At 63.7% G+C, this 16872-nt stretch carries 14 protein-coding genes and 1 pseudogene; 11 read left to right on the top strand and 4 right to left on the bottom strand.

Annotated features, from left to right (window positions below; translation table 11 throughout):
- Positions 1-12: 12 nt before the first annotated feature.
- The 3 genes from E3O50_RS18895 (at position 13) to E3O50_RS18885 (ending at position 3079) form a co-directional block, all read left to right on the top strand.
- The gene (locus E3O50_RS18895) at positions 13-1149 is read left to right on the top strand and encodes a 5-(carboxyamino)imidazole ribonucleotide synthase (RefSeq protein ID WP_134449067.1); all 1137 of its coding nucleotides are present in this window, start codon (positions 13-15) and stop codon (positions 1147-1149) included.
- A gap of 104 nt (positions 1150-1253) precedes the next feature.
- The gene (gene purE, locus E3O50_RS18890) at positions 1254-1721 is read left to right on the top strand and encodes a 5-(carboxyamino)imidazole ribonucleotide mutase (protein ID WP_134449081.1); all 468 of its coding nucleotides are present in this window, start codon (positions 1254-1256) and stop codon (positions 1719-1721) included.
- The gene (locus E3O50_RS18885; RefSeq protein WP_134558225.1) at positions 1718-3079 is read left to right on the top strand and encodes an LCP family protein; all 1362 of its coding nucleotides are present in this window, start codon (positions 1718-1720) and stop codon (positions 3077-3079) included. The genes purE and E3O50_RS18885 overlap by 4 nt, the downstream gene beginning before the upstream one ends.
- A 105-nt stretch (positions 3080-3184) precedes the next feature.
- On the opposite strand, the gene E3O50_RS18880 is transcribed toward E3O50_RS18885, so the two are convergent.
- Genes E3O50_RS18880 through rfbB form a run of 3 tightly spaced genes read right to left on the bottom strand, consistent with a single transcriptional unit; the run spans position 3185 to position 6167 of the window.
- Positions 3185-4330, bottom strand: coding sequence for a glycosyltransferase family 1 protein (locus E3O50_RS18880; RefSeq protein ID WP_134558226.1), 1146 nt, complete (start codon positions 4328-4330; stop codon positions 3185-3187).
- On the bottom strand, positions 4327-5181 hold the full coding sequence (rfbD, locus tag E3O50_RS18875; protein WP_134449064.1) for a dTDP-4-dehydrorhamnose reductase: 855 nt from the start codon (positions 5179-5181) through the stop codon (positions 4327-4329). The genes E3O50_RS18880 and rfbD overlap by 4 nt, the downstream gene beginning before the upstream one ends.
- Positions 5178-6167, bottom strand: a complete 990-nt coding sequence (rfbB, locus tag E3O50_RS18870; protein ID WP_134449063.1) for a dTDP-glucose 4,6-dehydratase — start codon at positions 6165-6167, stop codon at positions 5178-5180. The genes rfbD and rfbB overlap by 4 nt, the downstream gene beginning before the upstream one ends.
- A 74-nt stretch (positions 6168-6241) precedes the next feature.
- Between rfbB and rfbC the strand changes: the two genes are divergently transcribed.
- On the top strand, positions 6242-6850 hold the full coding sequence (gene rfbC / locus E3O50_RS18865) for a dTDP-4-dehydrorhamnose 3,5-epimerase (RefSeq protein WP_134558227.1): 609 nt from the start codon (positions 6242-6244) through the stop codon (positions 6848-6850).
- 2 nt (positions 6851-6852) lie between these two features.
- Positions 6853-7719 (top strand): glucose-1-phosphate thymidylyltransferase RfbA, encoded by an 867-nt coding sequence (gene rfbA / locus E3O50_RS18860; protein WP_134558228.1) that lies wholly within the window; start codon positions 6853-6855, stop codon positions 7717-7719.
- Here rfbA and E3O50_RS18855 read toward each other — a convergent pair.
- Positions 7716-8621 (bottom strand): glycosyltransferase family 2 protein, encoded by a 906-nt coding sequence (locus E3O50_RS18855; protein ID WP_241975221.1) that lies wholly within the window; start codon positions 8619-8621, stop codon positions 7716-7718. The genes rfbA and E3O50_RS18855 overlap by 4 nt on opposite strands.
- Before the next feature lie 94 nt (positions 8622-8715).
- Here E3O50_RS18855 and E3O50_RS18850 point away from each other — a divergent pair, with 94 nt between their 5' ends.
- The 6 genes and pseudogenes from E3O50_RS18850 to E3O50_RS18825 form a co-directional block, all read left to right on the top strand.
- Complete coding sequence (locus E3O50_RS18850) at positions 8716-9513, top strand: ABC transporter permease (RefSeq protein WP_241975222.1); 798 nt, start codon at positions 8716-8718, stop codon at positions 9511-9513.
- Positions 9510-10256: an ABC transporter ATP-binding protein gene (locus E3O50_RS18845; protein WP_134558230.1), complete on the top strand. Its 747-nt coding sequence runs from the start codon at positions 9510-9512 to the stop codon at positions 10254-10256. Before E3O50_RS18850 ends, E3O50_RS18845 begins: the two co-directional genes overlap by 4 nt.
- Before the next feature lie 123 nt (positions 10257-10379).
- A complete protein-coding gene (locus tag E3O50_RS18840) occupies positions 10380-12866 on the top strand; it encodes a glycosyltransferase (RefSeq protein ID WP_241975223.1) in 2487 nt (828 codons plus the stop codon).
- A 98-nt stretch (positions 12867-12964) separates the two neighbouring features.
- Positions 12965-13303: a hypothetical protein gene (locus E3O50_RS18835; protein ID WP_134558232.1), complete on the top strand. Its 339-nt coding sequence runs from the start codon at positions 12965-12967 to the stop codon at positions 13301-13303.
- Positions 13300-14859 (top strand): glycosyltransferase, encoded by a 1560-nt coding sequence (locus E3O50_RS18830; protein ID WP_241975224.1) that lies wholly within the window; start codon positions 13300-13302, stop codon positions 14857-14859. The genes E3O50_RS18835 and E3O50_RS18830 overlap by 4 nt, the downstream gene beginning before the upstream one ends.
- A 184-nt stretch (positions 14860-15043) precedes the next feature.
- Positions 15044-16872 (top strand): annotated as a pseudogene (locus tag E3O50_RS18825) (hypothetical protein); the annotation flags it as partial.

Below are 16872 nucleotides of genomic sequence, written 5' to 3'. Positions count from 1 at the left end.
ATCGGTGACGAAATGAGCACGACAGTCGGCGTAATCGGGGGCGGCCAGCTGGCCCGGATGCTGATCCCCGCTGCGGTGAACCTCGGGATCGACCTGCGCGTCCTGGCCGAGGCCGACGGCATGTCGGCCGGCCTCGCCGCGACCGGGGTGGGGGACTATCACGACCTCGGCACGGTCCTCGCCTTCGCCGAGACCGTCGACGTGATCACCTTCGACCATGAGCACGTGCCCCAGGCCGTGCTCCGTGAACTCGTCGCCCGCGGGGCCACCGTGCGCCCGGGACCGGAGGCCCTCGTCTTCGCCCAGGACAAGATCGAGATGCGCCGGCGCCTCGGCGAGCTCGGGCTCCCGGTTCCGGACTGGGCCGCTGTCGAGAACACGGCGGAGCTCGCCGTCTTCATCGCCGACCACGGCGGCCGCGCCGTGGTCAAGACGCCACGGGGCGGCTACGACGGCAAGGGCGTCCGGGTGGTCACGCACAAGCACGAGGTCGACGACTGGTTCCTCGCGCTCGCCGAGGACGCCAACGGCGGCGCCCTGCTCGTCGAGGAGCACGTGCCGTACACCCGGGAGCTGGCCCAGCTCGTGGCCAGGCGCCCGTCCGGCCAGGTCGCCGTGTGGCCCGTCGTCGAAACCGTGCAGCGCGACGGCGTCTGTGCCGAAGTGATCGCCCCCGCGCCGCTGTCGAGCGGACGACTCGCCGCGGTCGCCGCCGACATCGCCACGCGAGTCGCGGAGGGCATCGGCGTGTGCGGCGTGATGGCCGTCGAGCTCTTCGAAACGACGGATGAGCGCCTCCTGATCAACGAACTGGCGATGCGCCCGCACAACAGCGGTCACTGGTCGATCGAAGGATCGACCACGAGCCAGTTCGAACAGCACCTCCGTGCTGTCCTCGACCTCCCGCTCGGTGCGACGACGCCGCGCGACGAGTGGTCGGTGATGGTGAACATCCTCGGCGGACCCGCAGAAGGCACTCTTTTCGATCGGTACCCGGCCGCTTTCGCCGCGCATCCGTCGGCGAAGGTGCACAACTACGGGAAGGACCCGCGACCGGGCCGCAAGGTCGGCCACGTCACCGTTGGCGGTTCGGATCTGGACGACGTCGCCTATGAAGCGCGTGCCACTGCGGCTTTTTTTCAGGACTGACACCTAAGATCGACTGCGTGCCCGAGAACCCCATAGCAACCACCCCGCTGTCGGAGAACCGAGAAACGCCCCCGGCGCCGCGCGCGCCGCTCGTCGGCGTCGTCATGGGCTCCGATTCCGACTGGCCGGTCATGAGCGACGCCGCGCAACTCTTGCGTGACTTCGGGGTCGACTACGAAGTCCAGGTCGTGTCCGCGCACCGCACACCCAAAAAGATGATCGCCTACGGCGAGGACGCCCACGGGCGCGGCCTCAAGGTCATCATCGCCGGCGCTGGCGGTGCAGCGCACCTCCCCGGCATGCTCGCCGCCGTCACCGCCCTTCCCGTTGTCGGCGTTCCCGTTCCACTCAGCCGGCTCGACGGCCTCGACTCCCTGCTCTCCATCGTGCAGATGCCGGCCGGAGTGCCCGTCGCGACCGTCTCCATCGGCGGGGCCCGCAACGCGGCGCTCATCGCCGTGAAGATCCTGGCCCTCTCCGACGCCGGCCTGCACGACAAACTCGTCGCTTACGCACTCGACCTTGCCGCACAGGTCGAACAGAAGAATTCGGATCTCCAAGCCAAGCTATGAGCATCGCCACCAATCCGATCAGGAACCCGGAATCCGGGTCCGCCCGTGTGATGACAAAACGGGCCTGGTGGCTCGTGCTGCTGAACGTCCTGCTGCCCGGCTCGGCGCAAGTGCTCGCCGGAAGTCGCCGCCTGGGCCGGTTCGGACTCCGTTGCACGTTCACGCTGATCGGCTTCGTCGTCGTTGTCGGGCTCGCCTACCTGTTCTGGCCTGAGGTCGTGCTCACGGCGTTCACCAACTCGATCGGGCTCTGGGTCGCCGCAGCCGTGCTGGTGTTCTACGGCATCGTCTGGGTCGTGCTGACCCTCGACACCCTCCGGCTCGTGCGCCTCGTCAAGGCGGGCCCCGGCGCCCGCCCCCTCATCGCCGGATTCGCGACCGTGCTCATGGTCGTCATCGCCGGAACGGCCGGCTACGGCGCCTACGTGGCCGCGACGGCCAGCGACTTCCTGTCTTCGGTCTTCGTTGCCGGGCCGACGGTCCCCCCGGTCGACGGACGTTACAACATCATGCTTCTCGGCGGTGACGCCGGGGCCGACCGGTCAGGCCTCCGCCCGGACAGCATCACCGTGGCGAGCATCGACGCGACCACAGGCCAGGTCACCATGATCGGCCTGCCCCGCAACCTCGCATACGTGCCCTTCGTAGCGGATTCCCCGCTCGCGGCCGTGTATCCCAAGGGATATGGCTACCGCGACACCTGCCGGGTCGACGCGTGCATGCTCAATTCGATCTACACCGAGGTCGAACTGAAGAGCCCCGAGATGTACCCGAAGGCCATCGACGCCGGCAGCGAGCCCGGTATCGAGGGCATGCGGGACGCGGCAGAGGGCATCACCGGTCTGACCATCCAGTACTACGGGCTCATCGACATGCAGGGCTTCTCCGAGCTCATCGACGCACTCGGCGGCGTCGACATCAACGTGACCGAACGCGTGCCGGTGCACACCGACGACACCTTCACCACCGTGCTGTTCTGGTTCGAGCCGGGCATGCAGCACATGGACGGCTACCACGCACTCTGGTACGCCCGCTCGCGGCACGGCACGAGCGACTACAGCCGCATGGAGCGCCAGCACCAGCTCCAGGAGGCGATCCTCGCCCAGGCCAGCCCCGCCAATGTGCTCGCCAAGTTCGAGTCGGTTGCCTCCGCCGGGTCCCAGGTCGTGAAGACCGACATCCCGCAGAGCATGCTCGGCTACTTCGTGACGCTCGCCGCGAAGTCCAAGACGCACCCGATCAACACGGTCGAGCTGACCCCGGCGAACAACGTCGACCCGGAGAATCCCGACTACGACGTGATCCGGTCACTGATCGACGCCGCCCTCACCCCAACGACGGCGACGCCCACCCCATAGCCGGTCACCCTGGTTGAGTTTCGGGGAAAACGCCCTCACCGTGCGACGGTCCGCAACCCACCCATAGGCAGGGTGATACTGCTCGAGCGGACGCCTCGCTCGGCCCTACAGGTCGGCGTGCAGCTGCCAGACCCGCTCGGCGGAATCCCGCCAGCTGAAGGCCTTGGCCCGGTCGCCGCCGTAGATGCGCAGCCTCTGCATGAGGGCCCGGTCGGTCAGGACCCGGGTGATGGCCTCGGCGAGGCGTTCGGGGTACCCGGCGGCATCCTCGCGCTCGACGACGAGACCGGCATCGCCGCCTGCCTCGAGGAGAGCGGGAGCATCGGAGTGCACGACCGGGGTGCCGAGGTGGAAGCCCTGGATGATGGGCAGCGCGAACCCCTCCTCGAGGCTCGGGACGACCAGCACGTTCGCCCGGGCGATCACGACGGCGAGTTCCTCGTCGGTGAGCGCGGGCATCGCCCGCACCCGTCCCGGCGTGAGTCCGGCCTCTTCGGCGACGGAACCGAGGTCGACTTCGCCCCAGGTATCCGGTCCGACGACGATCAGGGGAAGGTCCGGAGCGTCGGGCAGGCCGAGGGCCGTGATGAGGGCTGTGACGCCCTTACGCGGCTCGAGCGTTCCGACGGTGACGATGTATTCGGACGGCAGGTCGAGGGCCGTGGCGAGCACCTCAGTGGCCGAAGAGTTGGACGGCAGCCGGAAGCCGGTGCCGACGGCGCCCCCGATGACGCGCACCCGGTCGCCGAGGTCGACGATCTCGGCGAGTTGCGCGGCGACGGCATGGCTCGGCACGACGATCGCGTCCGCGTGCTTCCTCGCTCGCTTCATCCGCGCTTTCGTCCAGGCAACGGTCGTCGGGGTCAGTGCCTCAGGATGCGTCCAGGCGAGCACGTCGTGCACGGTCACGGCGACCTGGGTGTGGTCGTTCTGCCGGTCGTGGCGGCGCAGCGGAGCCATCAGGCCCGGCGCGTGGATCATGCCGGGCCCGGGGGAGGTGGTCACCCCGAGCTGCCACGCCGCGGCGAGCTCTCGGCGGGGGAGTGCTGTCTTGTAGAGCCCGGCGAGCCCGGGCAGGGCCGCCACGATGGCGGCGTACTGCTCGGGCTGCGACGCGGAGACGATCCCCTCAACCTCGCAGTTGAGCGGAGCGCTCGCGATGAGCGCCCGGGTCAGCTCCTCGGTGTATCGACCGATCCCGCCGGGAACCGGCGCGATCATCTGGTCGACGATAACCCGCAGTGTGATCATTCGGTTTCGAGGACGCCTTCGGCCACGGCCTGGGTGAGGGCGTCGTGCCAGTCGCGCATCGGGGTGAGTCCGGCTGTGGCCCAGGCATCGTGGCCGAGTACGGAGTAGGCCGGGCGGGGTGCCGGCCGCACGAAGGAGGCCCCGTCGGTCGGGTGCACCCGGGCGGGCTCGAGGCCGTTGGCTTCGAGTACGGCCTGGGCGAAGCCGAACCAGCTCGTGACACCGGAGTTGGTGCCGTGGTAGATCCCGGCGGGGGCATCCGCGTCGAGCAGGGCGACGATCTGCGTCGCGAGGTCGACGGTCCAGGTGGGCTGGCCGACCTGGTCCTCGACCACGTTCAGGGTGGGGTGGGTGGCGGCGAGTTTCAGCATGGTCTTGGGGAAGTTCGGGCCGTTCTTCCCGTAGAGCCATGCGGTGCGCACGATGTAGGTTTTGCCCGGGTTCTCGGCGAGGACGAATTCCTCGCCGGCGGCCTTGGTACGCCCGTATGCGGAGATCGGTGCGGCGGGTGCGTCCTCCTGGTAGGGGGACTCGGCGTTGCCTTCGAAGACGTAGTCGGTGGAGATCTGCACAAGGCGCGCACCGGTTGCTTTCGCAGCGCGGGCGAGGTTCCGCGGTCCGACCGCGTTCAGCAGGTAGGCGGCGTCTTCGTTCGTTTCGGCGTCGTCGACCTTCGTGTACGCGGCCGCGTTGATCACGACGTCGAACCCGGTGACGGCCGCCTGGACGGCGCCTTCATCGGTGATGTCGAGTTCGCCGCGGTCGAACGCGGTCACGTCTCGCCCGGTCAGGGCTTTCTGCAGGTCGCGGCCGAGCATCCCGGCGGCGCCGGTGATCAGGTACCGGGTCATGAGCTCAGTGCCGCGCGGGCCTTGAGGGGTTCCCACCAGGCGCGGTTGTCGCGGTACCACTGCACGACGTCGGCGAGGCCCTTCTCGAAGGGGACCTGCGGGGCGTAGCCGAGTTCGGCCTGGATCTTGGTGATGTCCACCGAGTAGCGCAGGTCATGGCCGAGACGGTCAGCGACCCGGTCCACGTAGGACCAGTCCTTACCGGTGGAGTCCAGCAGCAGCTGGGTCAGCTCCAGGTTGGTCAGCTCGGTGCCGCCGCCGATGTTGTAGATCTCGCCGGCACGACCGCCGACGAGGACCATCGCGATCGCCCGGGTGTGGTCGTCCACGTGCAACCAGTCACGGATGTTGTTGCCCGCCCCATAGAGAGGAACGTGCTTATCGTCGATCAGGTTCGTCACGAACAACGGGATGACCTTCTCGGGGAAGTGATACGGGCCGTAGTTGTTCGAGCAGCGCGTGATCGACACGTTCAACCCGTGCGTGCGGTGATACGAGCGGGCGAGCAGGTCACTGCCGGCCTTGGACGCGGAATACGGGGAGTTGGGTTCCAGGGCGCGTTCCTCGTTCCAGGAGCCCTCCGCGATCGACCCGTAGACCTCATCCGTGGACACGTGCACGAACCGGGCCAGGTTGTGGCGGAGCGCGGCGTCGAGGAGCTGCTGGGTGCCGAGAACGTTGGTCTCGACGAAGATGGAGGCGTCGCGCACGGACCGGTCCACGTGTGACTCGGCCGCGAAGTGCACCACCGCGTCCAGGGACGGGAAGATCGTGTCGAGCAACGCCGCGTCGCGGATGTCGCCGTGCACGAACGAGTACCGGGGGGAATCGGCGATCGGCGCCAGGTTGGCCAGGTTGCCCGAATATGTCAGAGCGTCCAAGACGACGACCTCGGCCCCTTCCAGACCCGGGTAGGCGTCTTCGATGGTGCGACGAACAAAGTTGGAGCCGATGAAACCGGCGCCGCCGGTAACGAGGATCTTCATATAAGAGGTGACCATTCCGTTTGCTGAAAGTATCGCTTCAATGCTAGCGGTACCCGCTTGGTAGACTTCTGCGCGTGCAGATCCGCGAACTCTCCATCCCCGATTCCTACGAAATCACTCCGAAGCAGTTCGGTGACGACCGGGGGGTGTTCCTGGAATGGGGCAGGTTCGACCGCCTCGAGGAGTCGATCGGCCACAAGCTCAACGTGGTGCAGGCGAATACGAGCGTCTCCAAGCGTGGTTCGGTGCGCGGCATCCACTTCGCGGACATTCCGCCGAGCCAGGCCAAGTACGTCACCGCGACCTATGGCGCCGTGCTGGACTACATCATCGACATCCGGGTCGGTTCGCCGACGTTCGGCCAGTGGGACAGCGTCCTCCTCGATGACACCGACCGTCGTGCCGTCTACATCGCCGAGGGCATCGGGCACTGCTTCGTCGCCCTGACCGACAACGCCACCGTCAGCTACCTCGTGACGGCCCCGTTCAACCCGGGCCGCGAACACGGCATCAACCCGCTCGACACCGACATCGGCCTGGTGTTCCCGCCCGAGGCCGGCGAACTCCTACTCTCCCCGAAAGACACCGACGCCCCCGGACTCGCCGAGTCCGCCGCGAACGGGCTTCTCCCGACCTGGGCAGACGCGAAGGCGTTCTACGCGGCACTGAACGAAGGAAACTAGACATGCGCGGAATCATCCTCGCCGGCGGCTCCGGCACACGCCTGTGGCCGATCACCAAGGGCATCTCCAAGCAGCTGATGCCCATCTACGACAAGCCCATGATCTACTACCCCTTGTCGACGTTGATGATGGCCGGGATCAACGAGATTCTGATCATCACGACCCCCGAGTACAACAGCCAGTTCCGTGCCCTCTTCGGCGACGGATCGAGCTTCGGCGTTCGAATCGAATACGCGGTACAGCCGTCCCCTGACGGCCTCGCACAGGCGTTCATCATCGGCGAGGAATTCATCGGCGACGACAATGTCGCCCTCGTCCTCGGAGACAACATCTTCCACGGCGCCGGCCTCGGCTCCGCCCTCCGCAACCACACCGACATCAACGGCGCCCGGATCTTCGCGTATCACGTCAGCAATCCGACCGACTACGGTGTCGTGGAATTCGACGAGAACATGACGGCCGTCTCGATCGAGGAGAAGCCCGCCAAGCCCAAGAGCAACTACGCGGTCCCCGGCCTCTACTTCTACGACAACTCGGTCATCGAAATCGCGAAGTCCATCGAGCCCTCCGCTCGCGGCGAGCTCGAAATCAGTACCGTCAACGAGCGTTACCTGGAACAGGGAAAACTGCAGGTGCAGGTACTCGATCGCGGTACGGCCTGGCTCGACACCGGCACCTTCAAGTCCATGATGCAGGCCTCCGAATACGTGCGCGTGATCGAAGACCGCCAGGGCTTCAAGGTCGGCTGCATCGAAGAAATCGCCTGGCGCGCCGGCTGGATCGACAGCAAGCAGCTGGCCGTTCTCGCGGCACCGCTGCAGAAGAGCGGTTACGGCAAGTATCTGAGCGGCCTCGTCGCGACCCTCTAACGCGTGGCGCGTCGTTCCGCGAAATGGGCCCGGATACCCAGGCCGGCAGCGAGGACGACGCGCACGGGCCAGAACACCGGCCCGGGGTAGCGCCTGAAGAGGAACTTCCGCGCACTGTCGTGGTGGGCTCGCACCATGCGTGCCGACTCTCCACCCTGGGTCGAATGCGCCCCGGTGTGCACGACGACGGCGGATGGCGCATAGACGCTGCGCAGGCCCAGCTTGCCGATCCGGAAACCCAGATCGACATCCTCGAAGTACATGAAATAGGACTCATCGAAGCCGTGCAGCTCGTCGAAAACCGAACGGCGAACAACAAGGAACGCGCCCGATAGCCAGCCGGCGTCTCGCTGCACGAGGACCTGGTCCGTTTCCGCGCGGTAGCGGCGCGTCCACGGATTACCGGGCCAGATGTTCGCGAAGAGGGCATGTCCAACACCGGACCTCAACGATGGAATGGCACGTGCCGACGGGTAGACGGTGCCGTCGGCCTCGAGGATGCTGGGTCCGACCGCGGCAATTCCCGAGTCGCTACGGGCAACGGCGAGAAGGCGGTCGATCGCGCTCGAATTCGCAACGACATCGGGGTTACTGACGACTACCCATTCGATTTCCGGAGGCAGCCCCGCAACGGCGACGTTGATGGCGTGACCGTATCCGCGATTCGCGGAGAGGGGTAGATAGACCGCCCCTGCGGCGCGAGCGATTGTCGATACCGCCTGCGAATCATCGGTGGACTTGTTGTCCGCGACGACGATGTAGAGCGGCGTCGAGGCCGCCGCGGATAGCGATGAGAGAAACGGCGCCAACACGACTTCTGAGCCGTAACTGACGGTCACGACTGCGACGCGTGCAGCTTCCGGAGAGGGGGTGGGTGCGGTGGACATAAGTCCCATCATCATAGTTCTAGGCTAGATTGGTCTGCGGCCATCCCGACCGGCCGCTCAGTGAGGCTACATGCGATACATCACGGAAGTTCTTGCATCGCGAGAGCTCTTGGCCAATCTCACCCTGCGTGAAATCAGAGGCCAGTACAAGCGCACCATCTTCGGACAGCTGTGGTCCCTGGTCAACCCTCTTGCCACGATGCTCGTCTACACAATCGTGTTCGCGTTCATCCTGCGCGTCACCCCTCCTCCCGGCAACCCGAGCGGCCTGAATATCTTCGCGCTTTGGCTGATGTGCGGACTGCTGCCCTGGGCCTTCTTCTCCAACGTCGTGCAGCAGGGCATGGGCTCGATCATCTCCAACGCGGGACTCGTGCAGAAGGTGTACTTCGCACGCATCGTGCTTCCGCTCTCCAAGGTCGGATCCGTCGGTTACAACTGGCTGTTTGAAATGGGTGTGCTCGTCATCGCACTCGCCCTGTTCGGTTCGTTTGTCTGGCCCTGGATCCCGATTGTCCTAGTCGTGATGGTGCTCCTGGCGGTCTTCGCCGCCGGCCTGTCGCTCATGCTCGCCGTGGCCAACGTGCACTTCAGGGACACCCAGTATTTCGTGTCCATCCTGATGCAGATCTGGATGTACCTCACACCGATCATCTATCCGATCAGCCTCGTCGAGGACCAGTCCAGGGCCCACGGCGGACTCTTCGGAACCTCGATTACCATCATGGACATCTACCGGCTGAACCCGTTGGAGCGCTTCGTCGCGGTCTTTCGGCAGCTTCTCTACGACAGCACCTGGCCGAACGCCCAGGATCTCACTCTCTGCGCCGTGTGGGCATGCGCCTCGATGCTGGTGGGCGTGTGGGTTTTCCGCAAGAGCGAGAAAGGACTGGCCGAAGCACTATGAGCGATATCGCTGTGCAGGTTGACCATGTCAGCAAGAAGTTCCGGATGTACCAGGAACGTAACCAGTCGATCAAATCGGCCATCATGCGCGGCCGACGCTCTGTGCATGAGGATTTCTGGGCGCTCAAGGATGTGAGCTTCGAGGTGCCGACGGGGTCCACGTTCGGCCTCATCGGCAGCAACGGATCCGGCAAATCGACCCTGCTCAAGTGCCTGGCCAAGATCTACTACCCCGAGAAGGGTTCGATCTCGTACCAGGGTCGAATCGCCGCCCTCCTCGAGGTAGGTTCAGGCTTTCATCCGGAACTCTCCGGCCGCGAGAACATCTTCCTGAACGGCTCGATTCTGGGCATGTCGAAAAAGGAAGTCACCCGCAAATTCGAGGAGATCGTCGACTTCTCCGGTGTCGAGCAATTCATCGACCAGCCGGTCAAGAACTATTCCTCGGGAATGTACGTGCGGCTGGGCTTTGCCATCGCCATCAACGTCGATCCCGACGTCCTGGTCGTCGACGAGGTCCTGTCCGTGGGCGACGCCGAGTTCCAGGGTAAATGCGCGCAGAAGTTCGTGGATTTCAAGGCTGCCGGCAAGACCGTCATCCTGGTCAGCCACTCGATGGAGTCCGTCCGAGAGATGTGTGACCGCGCTGCGTGGCTCAGTCATGGTCAGCTGGTATCGGTCGGCGACGCGGAATCGACAATTTCCTCCTACCTCGATTCACTCCATGGCGGCGCGCAGCTCTGAATCAGCCGGATGCCGGAGTGACGTTTTCTCCCGAATACATGGATCGGCTGGATCTGTGAATTACGTTTGTCCCCCCAGCCCCAAGCAAGAGGTGAGTTTGTGAAGAAACGACGTTCAGGTGTGGTGTCGGTCGTTCTGGTCAATTTTCGAGGCGCCGAGGACACGATTGAGTGCGTCCGTGGGCTCCTGGACCTTGACTGGCCCCATGAACTGCTCGAGATCATTGTGGTCGAGAACGGTTCGGGGGACGACAGTCTCGCGACACTGCAGCAGATCGCGGAGAGTGTCGTGCTCGTCGAATCGGATGAGAATCTCGGATTCACCGGCGGCTGCAACCTCGGTGTCTCCAAGTCTTCCGGCGAGTTCGTCGCGTTCCTAAACAACGACGCCAAACCGGATAAGGCGTGGATCACCGAGGCGATCGCCACGTTCTCGACGGGCGCAAACATCGGCGCAGTTGCAAGCAAGGTTCTGGACTGGGAGGGCGACCGCGTCGACTACGTGGGCGCGGCCATCACCTGGTACGGGATGGGTTACAAGCCGCACGCCGGCGAGGCAGACCACGGTTCCTGGGACGACGAGAAGGACGTCCTTTTCGGGACAGGCGCTGCCATGTTCATTCGCGCCGCTGTGTTCGAAGAACTCGCCGGATTCGACGACAACTTCTTCATGTTCTATGACGACGTTGATCTGGGCTGGCGGCTGAACCTTCTGGGCTATCGCTTCCGTTTTCAGCCGAAGTCCCTGGCCTTCCACAAGCACCACGCGTCGATGAACAAGTTCGGCAATTTCCGTGAGACGTACCTCCTCGAGCGCAACGCGCTCTTCACCCTGTACAAGAACCTCGACGACGAGTCCCTGGCCCAGGTGTTCCCCGGCGCGCTGCTCCTGGCAACGCGGCGCGGAGTAGCGAGGGGAGGCCTCGACTCGACTTCGCTCGACATCCGTAAGCCCGGCAACGACGATGAACCGACCCTGCCGATTTCGAAGCAGACCATGGCCGGAATCTATGCCGTCGACCAGTTCGTGGAGCTCCTTCCCGAAATGCGTGCCGCCCGCGCAAAGGTGCAGGAGACGCGCGCGATATCGGATCGCCAGCTCAAAAGCCTCTTCGGGAACACAGACGAGCCCGCTTATCCCATCGAAGGCTATCTCCGCGGTTACGAGAAGATCGTGGACAACCTCGGCCAGCTGAACATCGGCGGACGCCGTCATATCCTCGTCATCACGGGGGATCCCGTCGGCCACCGGATGGCGGGACCCGCCATCAGGGCTTGGAACATCGCCAAGCTTCTGTCGGACGAACATGACGTTCGCCTGCTCAGCATGTCGAAGGCCGTGGCGCTCGATGACGTTGTCGAGGTCGGCGTCATTTCCCATCACCACCCGAGTTCGGTCGACGAACATGAGAAATGGGCCGACGTCATCATCGTCCAGGGGCACGCCCTGGAGCTGTTCCCGAGTCTCGAGACGTCCAAGAAGGTTCTCGTCGTCGACGTCTATGACCCCCTCCAGTTGGAGCAGCTGGAACAGGGTCGCGGCCAGACCCTCGCCTTGTGGGACAAGCAGGTGACCGAGGCCAAGGATGCACTCAACCACCAGCTTCTGCTTGGGGATTTCTTCCTGTGTGCGAGCGAGCGCCAGCGACACTTCTGGCTCGGCCAGTTGTCCGCGCTCGGTCGGGTCAACCCATACACGTATTCGCGGGACAACGACCTCGACTCCCTGATCGCTGTCGCGCCATTCGGGATCCCGTCTGAGGAACCCAGGCAGCTCAAGCCGGCCATGCGCGGTGTGGTCCCTGGGCTTGGCGCAGACGACAAGATCATCATCTGGGGCGGTGGCATCTACAACTGGTTCGACCCGAATATCCTCATTCGCGCCGTTTCGAAACTCGCCGTGGAGCATCCAGACATTCGACTGTTCTTCATGGGCGTGAAGCATCCGAATCCGCTGGTGCCGGAAATGGAAGCCGTTGGTGCGGCGCGGGCTTTGTCCGATGAGCTCGGCCTCTCCGGAACGCACGTCTTCTTCAATGAGAATTGGGTGCCCTACGACGACAGGCAGAATTACCTGCTGGAGGCCGACCTGGGTGTCTCGACCCATTTCCAGCACGTCGAAACAACCTTCTCCTTCCGGACCCGGATCCTCGACTACCTGTGGGCTGGTCTGCCGATCGTGACGACCGATGGGGACTCCTTCGGAAGTCTTGTCGCGAGTGAATCGCTCGGAGCGGCGGTTCCCGAGCGGGATGTGGACGCCTTGGCGACGGCCATTGAGACCTATCTCTACGATGAGGTGGCAGTGGTGGCCGCTCGCGCAAACGTGAGCCGGGTTCGCCAGTCCTTCACCTGGGACAAGGCCCTGAAGCCGCTCATCGAGTTCTGCCGCGCTCCCCAGCACGCTGCGGACAAGCAGATCACTCCCGAGAAGAAGAAGAAGCGCGGTAAGAGCGGGGCGTCGAAAACCGCACAACTCGAGTCCGTTCGGCACACTGGACTTCGTCGAGACCTCGGGCGGGTGGCCTACTACTTGCAGCAGGGCGGCCCAGGCGCCGTCATCGAACGGGTCCAGGCCAGGCAGGCGCGTAAGAAGGCCGCCGACGACTAGGCCCCACAAGGGGGGTACACGCGACGGGCGTTGGTTAGCCGGGACGTTCGTATCCAATCGGTAAGCTTCACAACGAAATGAAAAGCGATGAGAGTGTAATGATGAGTGCCGAAGAGACCGGCTCGCCGGTGTGCAACGATCCGGATTGCGCCAAGTCGCGCCAGGAGCGAGACTTGCTCGTGGCGAGTTTGAGAGACTCGACTCACGCGCAACTCATCAGCAGAGACATCGAGCTTGGGCTTCGCGCCGAATTGATGCAAGCCAAGATCGATCTCGAGCACGAAAAGCGGCGCGCTGAACATGAGATTGAACGGGCTCGAGAACGGGGAGCTCGGGACCTTGCTCTCGCTCGCAGCTCAACGACGTGGCGGATCGGCCGTGCAGTCATCTCACCTGTGGGGGCCGCGAAACGGCTACTTCGACGTCTCAAGAAGTGACCGCCGTGCGTAAGCCCTATTTCTCCGTTCTGACTCCGGTCTACAACACCCCGCTCGCAATCCTTCGGGAGACCATCGCTTCCGTCGAGGCGCAGTCCTTCGTCGACTGGGAACTCATCCTCGTCGACGATCATTCGTCTGAAGTCGCTGTCCGTGACCTGATCCAGCGGGCGGCTGCCGCCGACGCCCGGATCCGGGTTGTCGAGCGTGAGGTCAACGGCGGAATCGTGCAGGCGTCCAACGATGCTGTGGCGGCCGCACGCGGTGATTTCATCGCACTGCTCGACCACGATGACCTGCTCACGAGGAATGCCCTCGAGACGATGTTCGCCGCCATCCGCCGAAATCCCGGTACAGATTATCTGTATTCGGACGAAGACAAGGTCGACGCCGACGGACGATACTTCGATCGTTTCGACAAGCCGGACTGGTCTCCGGAACGCCTTCGCGGGCAGATGTACACCGGTCACCTTTCGGTCTTGCGGACCGCACTCGTCCGAGAGGTCGGCGGGTTCCATCAGGATGCCGAAGGTTCGCAGGACCATGACCTCGTTCTCCGAGTGACCGAGCGTGCGCGCAGAATCGTGCACATTCCGGAAGCACTTTATCACTGGCGGGCCCTTGCCGGGTCAACGGCAGATGACTCGACGAACAAACCGTACGCCTGGGACGCCGGCGTGCGTGCCGTGAATGCCCACCTGGGCAGAGTCGGCATCGATGCCACTGCCGTTCGCGGCCCGGTGCCGGGCACCTACCGCATCGACCGTGTTCCGACCCTTGACCGGTCGGTGAGCGTCATCATCCCCACCCGGGGCACCGCCGGGTTCGTCTGGGGGAAACACCGGGTCTTTGTCGTGGAAGCAGTGCGCTCCCTCCTTGCGAAGTCCGAACACCTCGACCTGGAAATCGTCGTCGTGTACGACCCGGATACCCCTGCTTCCGTACTTGAGTCACTCGCGGAACTGGCCGGCGACCGCCTTACCTTGGTGCTCTTCAACGGTCCGTTCAACTTTTCCCGAAAGTGCAACGAGGGCTTCCTGTCCGCGCGCGGCGATGTTCTGCTGTTTCTGAACGACGATACCCAGGTCATCACAGACGAATTCATCGGAAAGTTCATTGCGCCTCTGGAAGAGGCGGACGTGGGCATGACGGGAGCCATGCTCTACTTCGAGGACGGCGCTATCCAGCATGCGGGTCATTTGCACCACATGGGTCAGTTCACTCACGCCTACCTTGGCGCGAAGCAGGGCGACTATGGGGCCTTCTCATCACTTCTCATCAATCGGGAGGCATCAGGACTGACCGCTGCGTGCATCGCCATGCGACGGGACGTCTTCACTGCGGTCGGCGGATTCTCCGAGCTCTTTCCGGGCAACTTCAACGACGTCGATCTGTGCAAGAAGGTCACCCAGGCCGATCTCCGCTTGATCTGGCTCGCCAACGTTGAACTCTTCCATTTCGAATCGCGCTCACGGAACCCCCTGGTCCATTCATTCGAGGAGAAAATGATCCTCGATCGATGGGGCGGCCCGCAGCGCGATCCGTACCTGGCCTGAATCGGCAGCGCTCGGGTTCAAGGGCTGGCTAGACCCTAAAATAGGTCGTTTTCCGTCCGCGAATGCGAAGATATCGCCGCTTCAATCACGTAGTCTTACCCCTGCGGTCGTGTCCTCAGCCCGAGAGAACGTTGCCCATAAGATGCCGCGCAACCAATGCGCGGCCGGTAACGAAGGCCGGAATATGTTAGCCAAAGTACGAAGAGTTGTCACTGCGCTCGCAGTTGTCGGCCTGATCGGCACTCTGCTCACCACGACGCCCCAGCCAGCTACCGCGCTCAGCGGGTCTGAGTTCGATCCTGGGTACATTATTTCGGACGCTCAGTTCTATTCCCGCGATGCAATGTCGCAGGATCAGATTCAGGGGTTCCTGAACGCTCAGGGTGGTTCCTGCAACGATGCGCTGTGCTTGAGATCCTTGCGCCTCGACACTCCTTCAGTCGCGGCGGAGGACTATTGCAGCGCATATGCGGGTGCTGCAGGTGAATCTGCCGCGTCGATCATTTTCAAAGTCCAGGCCGCTTGCAACATAAGCGCCAAGGTCATCCTTGTGACCCTGCAAAAGGAGCAGGCACTCGTCACCCGTTCGAGCACCAGCGACGCGATCCTGCGCAAGGCGATGGGTATGGGATGCCCCGATACGAGTGTGTGTGATTCGCAGTACTACGGATTCTTCAATCAGGTTTATGCGGCATCCCGCCAGTTCAATCGCTACAACCACGGCAGCTTCACTTGGTACAAGGTCGGGGGCACGTCCAACGTCCAGTACAGCCCGACGGCATCCTGCGGATCGAGCCCGGTACAGATCAAGAACAGCGCGACAGCGGCTCTCTACTACTACACCCCGTATCAGCCCAACGCCTCAGCTCTCGCCAACCTCGGCGGCGCCGGCGACGGGTGCGGTTCCTACGGCAATCGGAATTTCTGGGTTTTCTACACCAACTGGTTTGGTTCGCCGACCGGGAATGGCAACCCGTTCGGGTTCGTTGACGGTGCCGTCGCGGTCATGGGTGGGATCCAGATCGGTGGATGGGCCATCGACCCTGACTCGACGAGTCCGATTGAGGTGCACGTATACGTTGACGGTGTTGGCACCCGCACTGTGGCAGACAACACTCGTGCAGATATCGGTAACGCATATCCCGGTTTTGGAAGTGCTCACGGCTTCTCAGCAACCGTACCTGTCCTCTCCAGTGGAAATCACACCATCTGTGCCTATGCGATCAATGTCGGCCGAGGATCGACGATCCAACTCGGCTGCCTGGTCGTAGCGGCTCGTGGCGGGTCGCCCGTGGGCATGCTTGAGGGGGTGTCGACGTCCGTCGGCTCGGTCACAGCATCGGGCTGGGCGATCGATCCTGATACCGCGGCGTCTATTGCAGTCCACGTCTACGTCGACGCAGTTGGCGTACCGGTTCTCGCAAACGGAACCAGAACCGACGTTGGTGCCGCAAACCCGGGTTATGGCAACGCGCACGGCTATAGCGCGACAGTCTCGGCAGGCCCTGGCAGCCACTCTGTATGCGCGTATGGAATCAATGTGGCAAATGGATCGAACACGCAATTGGGTTGTCAGACGGTGAATGTGCTCGGGGAACAGGGCCGCGCACCCACTGGGGTCCTGGAGACAGTCCGCGCCGTGACCGGGGGCATCGGCGTCACGGGGTGGGCGCTGGATCCGGATACGGCCTCTTCGATCGCCGTTCACGTTTACGTTGATGGAGTTGGTACTGCATACGTTGCGAACAAGGCGCGGCCAGATGTCGGCGCAGCCTACGTCGGATATGGAGACAATCATGGCTTTGCCGAAACTGTGGCGGCCAGTCCCGGTTCGCATAGTGTGTGTGCGTACGGCATCAATGCCGGCCCAGGTCCGAATACGCTGATCCGATGCACCACGGTCACCGTTCCGGGTGCGACTGGGATCGTTGAGTTGGGTCGTGCGCCGTTTGGCTCGTTGGAGGCCGTCCAGGTTGTGGCAGGAGGCGTTCAGGCTTCGGGGTGGGCGATTGA

The sequence above is a fragment of the Cryobacterium sp. MDB1-18-1 genome (assembly GCF_004402735.1).
In the GTDB taxonomy this organism is placed as follows: domain Bacteria; phylum Actinomycetota; class Actinomycetes; order Actinomycetales; family Microbacteriaceae; genus Cryobacterium; species Cryobacterium glucosi.
The sequence above is the reverse complement of the archived record's forward strand: the minus strand, read 5'-3'. Positions and strand labels throughout refer to the sequence as shown.

Excerpts from the sequence above, each read along its gene's own strand:
- rfbD (WP_134449064.1), bottom strand. The coding sequence starts at position 5,181 with ATGACCCGGTACCTGATCACCGGCGCCGCCGGGATGCTCGGCCGCGAC.
- rfbA (WP_134558228.1), top strand. The coding sequence starts at position 6,853 with ATGCGCGGAATCATCCTCGCCGGCGGCTCCGGCACACGCCTGTGGCCG.
- E3O50_RS18845 (WP_134558230.1), top strand. The coding sequence starts at position 9,510 with ATGAGCGATATCGCTGTGCAGGTTGACCATGTCAGCAAGAAGTTCCGG.
- purE (WP_134449081.1), top strand. The coding sequence starts at position 1,254 with ATGGGCTCCGATTCCGACTGGCCGGTCATGAGCGACGCCGCGCAACTC.
- E3O50_RS18835 (WP_134558232.1), top strand. The coding sequence starts at position 12,965 with ATGATGAGTGCCGAAGAGACCGGCTCGCCGGTGTGCAACGATCCGGAT.
- E3O50_RS18895 (WP_134449067.1), top strand. The coding sequence starts at position 13 with ATGAGCACGACAGTCGGCGTAATCGGGGGCGGCCAGCTGGCCCGGATG.
- E3O50_RS18880 (WP_134558226.1), bottom strand. The coding sequence starts at position 4,330 with ATGATCACACTGCGGGTTATCGTCGACCAGATGATCGCGCCGGTTCCC.
- rfbB (WP_134449063.1), bottom strand. The coding sequence starts at position 6,167 with ATGAAGATCCTCGTTACCGGCGGCGCCGGTTTCATCGGCTCCAACTTT.
- E3O50_RS18855 (WP_241975221.1), bottom strand. The coding sequence starts at position 8,621 with ATGATGATGGGACTTATGTCCACCGCACCCACCCCCTCTCCGGAAGCT.
- E3O50_RS18885 (WP_134558225.1), top strand. The coding sequence starts at position 1,718 with ATGAGCATCGCCACCAATCCGATCAGGAACCCGGAATCCGGGTCCGCC.